Annotated in this window: 2 protein-coding genes; both read right to left on the bottom strand. The window is 61.9% G+C overall.

Going from position 1 to position 2,564, the window contains the following annotated elements:
• Positions 1-92 precede the first annotated feature (92 nt).
• Positions 93-860: an IS21-like element helper ATPase IstB gene (gene istB, locus AB6809_RS36060; protein WP_371028590.1), complete on the bottom strand. Its 768-nt coding sequence runs from the start codon at positions 858-860 to the stop codon at positions 93-95.
• A gap of 12 nt (positions 861-872) precedes the next feature.
• A complete protein-coding gene (istA, locus tag AB6809_RS36055; protein WP_371028589.1) occupies positions 873-2,396 on the bottom strand; it encodes an IS21 family transposase in 1,524 nt (507 codons plus the stop codon).
• Positions 2,397-2,564 lie beyond the last annotated feature (168 nt).

The following is a 2,564-nucleotide window of genomic DNA, read 5'->3' as shown; positions in this document are numbered from 1 at the left end:
TGCGTATTTCGGTGAACGTGACCGCTGATTTCGGGAACGTGACCGATTCGGCGAGGTTGGGCGTTGCGCTGTTTCGATTGTAGAGTTCCTCCCTAGTTTTGGTCGAGTTCTGGTTCCAGTACGCTGGACTTCGGAGATGGCTTTCTTAGAGATTCGCCTGTCAGTTTGATGCGGTGGTGACGGTGCATGAGGCGGTCAAGCATCGCGTCGGCGATGGTCTCGTCGCCGATCCAGCCATGCCAGTGCTCGATCGGTAGCTGACTGGTTACGATCGTGGCCTTGCCGGCAGAACGGTCGTCAATCATCTCGAGCAGATCGTTTCGAACCATCGCATCGAGCGGAGCCATTCCCCAATCGTCGAGCACAAGAACATCAATGCGAGCTAGCTGAAGCAGCCATTTGGTGAAGCCGCCGTTGCCGTGCAGGACACGCAGTTCTTCGCCCAATCGCGGCACGCGCAGATACAACGCGGAGTGCCCGCGTCGGCAGGCATACTGCGCCAAGGCGCACGCGAGCCATGACTTGCCTGCGCCCGTCGCGCCGCTAATGAGCAGGCTGTATCCGGCTTCAACCCAGTCGCCCAGAGCCAGGCTTGTGATCGAACGTGGGTCGACGCCCCGTCCCGCGCGAGTATCTAGATCTTCGATGGCGGCCTGCGGATACTTCAGCCGCGCTTGCTTAAGCAGTCGGGTACGACGGCGATCGTCGCGCCAGTTGGCTTCCCGGTCGACCAACAATGACAAGCGTTCCTCAAAGCTGAGGGCTGCCGTGCCGGGCTGCGTCAGTTGCTCTTCCAATCCGTCTGCGAAGCCATCCAGCTTCAAGGTGCGCAGTTGCGTCAATGTCTGTTGCATCATCATGGTGGGTTCTCTTTATTGGTAGTAGCTGGGGCCGCGCACATGCGCGTGGCTTGGGCTGATCCATTCAACCGGCGTTGTTGCTGCGGCGCGGTCGCGGTTGTTGATCAGGATGTCGCGCACGTGGCGGTAACGGTGTACGCCCAGTTCGAGTGCCAATGCGCACGCCGCTTCCAGACGCTCGTGGCCGTAGCGACGAGAGAGCGAGAGCAGTCCAAGGCACGCCCGATAACCGTGTTCGGGATGGCGTTGCTCTCGGAGAAGCCGAGTAACTAGCGCGCCGGTTGCTCCGCCAATCTGCTGGCCCCAGTGAATGAGGCGCTGTGGTGTCCATTCGAGATGGGCGCGGTGTGCCGCCGGCATGTGCTCTACGACTGTCGTGTAGCCTCCCACGCGATCGTTGCGGGCGTGGCTGGCCACGCGGCGGCCGCGATGCAGCAACTCGACGGCGCCTGCCGTGATGCGCGCATCGAGCTTGAGTCCGACTAGCGCCTGCGGAACGCTGTAGCGGTGTTTGTCGATCTCGACGTGATAGTCAATGTGGACCGTGACCGACTTGAACCGCGCGAGCTCATACGGCTGCACCGGCAGCGGTTGTAAAGCCGGCGCGTCCAGTTCGGAAAATGCAGTGGCGCGGCATCCCGGCAGCTTCTGAAACGGACGCCCGTTCAGGTTCTTCAGTAGCGGGCGGATCGCGTCGTTGACCGACTCAATAGTTTCGAATCGATGATGACGCAGGCGCGCCATGATCCAGCGCTCGACGATCTGAACCGCCACCTCAACCTTCGGCTTATCCTGAGGGCGATAGACGCGCGCAGGCAGGAATGAGGTGCCGTAGTGACGCGCGAAGTCCAGCACGGTGTCGCCTGCGCGCGGCTCGTAACGGTCAGGGTCAGCGATCATCGCACGCGGGTTGTCCGGCACGATCAATTGCGGAACACCGCCGTAGAAGGTCAGCGCGCGGCCGATACCGCCCAGCCAGTCCTCCATCGTCTCGGCTGGCGTGGCGCATGCGAACGTGTAACTCGATGCGCCCATGGCGGCCACAAAGATGTGCGCGCGGCGCCCCGTCGTCAGCGGCAGCGTGGGGCCGGCGAAGTCGACGAACAGCTTCTCGCCAGCACGATGAATCTGCCGCATCGAGCGCTTCAGGCGTTTAGCGAACGCCTTATAGTGCTCACAGAACTGCGTATAGCGGTAGGTCTGCCGATTCGCAAACTCGGCCTGGTACTCCTCCCACAACAACGTCAGGGTCACGCCTTTGCGGCGTAGCTCTTGATGGATGCGCCCGTAGTCGGGTTGAGCATAGGCAGCGGGTCCGGTGGGCTTGCCAAGCAGCCGCCGCTCGAGCTCGCCTTCGTCCATGTCGCAAGCGCTCGCCCAGTCCAGCCCGGCGGCACCAGCCAGCCCGACGTACTTCGTGACCACACCCTTGGAAATGCCCAGCGACGCGGCGATTCGATCGTGCGAGAAGCCGGCGTCAAATTTAAGTCGTAAAACGTCCTTGATCATGCGCATGTTCATCCGGTGCGCGGGCATCGTCTCTCCGGCCAAAGCCGGCGAGCATAACCCGCGTGGTTGATGTCATGCGCAACGCCAATCCTGCCGTGCGGTTCGCTCGGTCACGTTGCCGAAACGGCCGGTCACGTTGCCGAAATCGCCGGTCACGATCCCGAAACGGCCGGTCACCTTCATCCGAAATACGCA

Source organism: Paraburkholderia sp. RCC_158, from assembly GCF_041355255.1.
Taxonomy (GTDB): domain Bacteria; phylum Pseudomonadota; class Gammaproteobacteria; order Burkholderiales; family Burkholderiaceae; genus Paraburkholderia; species Paraburkholderia graminis.
This window is presented reverse-complemented; position numbering and strand designations above follow the sequence as displayed.

Excerpts from the sequence above, each read along its gene's own strand:
- istB (WP_371028590.1), bottom strand. The coding sequence starts at position 860 with ATGATGATGCAACAGACATTGACGCAACTGCGCACCTTGAAGCTGGAT.
- istA (WP_371028589.1), bottom strand. The coding sequence starts at position 2,396 with ATGCCCGCGCACCGGATGAACATGCGCATGATCAAGGACGTTTTACGA.